This window comes from Psychrobacillus sp., assembly GCF_056205495.1.
Map to the genome: position 1 here is coordinate 1 of NZ_JBAEAP010000064.1, position 1,770 is coordinate 1,770.

2 protein-coding genes are annotated in these 1,770 nt (G+C 38.6%); both read left to right on the forward strand.

What is annotated here, in order from left to right; all coding sequences use genetic code 11:
* Positions 1–524: ABC transporter permease subunit (locus tag AC06OU_RS02030; RefSeq protein WP_475853618.1), on the forward strand; the 524-nt coding region annotated here is incomplete at its 5' end.
* The gene (locus AC06OU_RS02035; RefSeq protein WP_298469960.1) at positions 521–1,561 is read left to right on the forward strand and encodes an ABC transporter permease; all 1,041 of its coding nucleotides are present in this window, start codon (positions 521–523) and stop codon (positions 1,559–1,561) included. The genes AC06OU_RS02030 and AC06OU_RS02035, both read left to right, overlap by 4 nt.
* Positions 1,562–1,770: the final 209 nt, after the last annotated feature.

Here is a 1,770-nt window from a genome sequence, read left to right on the forward strand (position 1 = left end):
TTTTTTTCTTTTTAGAATCTTTACCGGATATATTGATTGTTTTGCTCATTCAGCTTCTCGTGATTATCATCCATAAGCAAACAGGGATATTCATGAAAATCGCTGTTACAGGTGGGGAGAAAATCTATTTGCTTCCCGTAGTATGTTTGATGATCCTTCCTATGGTTCAGCTTTACCGATTAAGCATGCTTACTTTTGAGGCAGAGGAACGGAAAATGTATACAGAGCTTGCAAAATCCCTCGGATTCGGCAAATTAGTTATTTTACTTATACATATGTTTAGAAATGCGATTATCAGTATCTTTTTTCAATCAAAAAAAACGATGTGGTTTATGCTTTCTAATTTATTCATTCTAGAACGAATGTTTAATATGCCGGGTATTATGTTTTATTTGAGTGACAACATTACTGGAGAGTTATTTTTCATAACGGTATGTAGCTTCTTTTTCCCAGTGTTTCTCCTGTATAGCTTAGGTGAATGGTATTTTCTACGTCATTTGAATAAGGGGAGAGCAATAGGATGAAGCAAAAATCAGTTTGGAGACAGCCTTATTTTGTGTTTGGATTTATTATATTAGCCTTCTTTTTATTAGGCAGTTTTATATTTGAATGGATTTTTGGACCAGATCCGAAGCAAACCTACTTTTTAATGGAGAATGGCAGAGTTATAGAAGCTGCGCCGCTATCCCCTAGCTGGATGCACCCACTTGGGACGGATCAGTATGGCTATGACATGTTTGCTAAAATCATGCTTGGTGCAAAATATACCATCATTTCGGCAATGGGTGTTGCAGCTGTTCGAATGCTCATCGCAGTACCGCTAGGGTTTGCAATCGGTACTTATTGGCAGAAGAGACGTACGCTTATTAACAGTGCTATTGATCCTCTACATTATATTCCCATGACGATATTCTCTTATCTAATGCTTTACCCGGTGTTATGGGAGCCGATGGAGGGATTTTCTACAACAGTATGGGAGCGAATTATCATTCAAGTGGTATTAATGGCAATCATTACGGTACCGATAGTAGCTTCACTTATAGGAAATGAGGCTAACCTTCTTTATCAGGAGGAATATGTTTTAGCTTCTAAAACACTGGGTGCCGGACGACCGAGAATTATTACTCGTCATCTATTTCCAATGATGAGAGAGAAATTATTTGTTTTATATGGCCAACAGGTAGTAGAAACATTAGTGGTGTTCACTCATCTAGGGTTATTGCAATTATATATTGGAGGCACGGCAGTTAGTTATGACCCTATGTTTGGAGATCCTCCAAAATCGATTGCCTACGAATGGGCCGGACTTTTTGGATCATCCTTCCGTTACCTCCAAGGTGTACCGTGGCTCCCGCTAGGTCCTGCTATATGCTTTGCCTTAGTTATTTTAGCCATTTCCGCCATGATAGAAGGTTATACTCGGGCTGTGAATGGACAAGTCAGAATTCCAAAGAGAAAGAAAGTGGCCTTTGTATCTGAGGACGTCGTGGAATGGAATAAGCAACAGCTACAGGATAAAATGCAGCTTTTACATGAGGGGAAAGAAAAGCAGAAAGTTTAGGGAAATCTATAAATATCCTCTAAAGGCAGAGGTTACGATGTAGAGTGAATGACAGCTAGGCTCACATCAAAGACAAGCCTATTTTAACTAACGAGTTTATTTTAGAGGCGCAAACATAGTAAAACGCACTTGAATTCAAAATGTAATTCACAGTGCGTTTTTACTGTTTTAATTTTGGGGGATTAGTAGGTGAATTACACACTTAGGAT

Bases quoted from the DNA above. Each gene is read 5' to 3' on its own strand.
- AC06OU_RS02035 (WP_298469960.1), top strand. From the start codon at position 521: ATGAAGCAAAAATCAGTTTGGAGACAGCCTTATTTTGTGTTTGGATTT.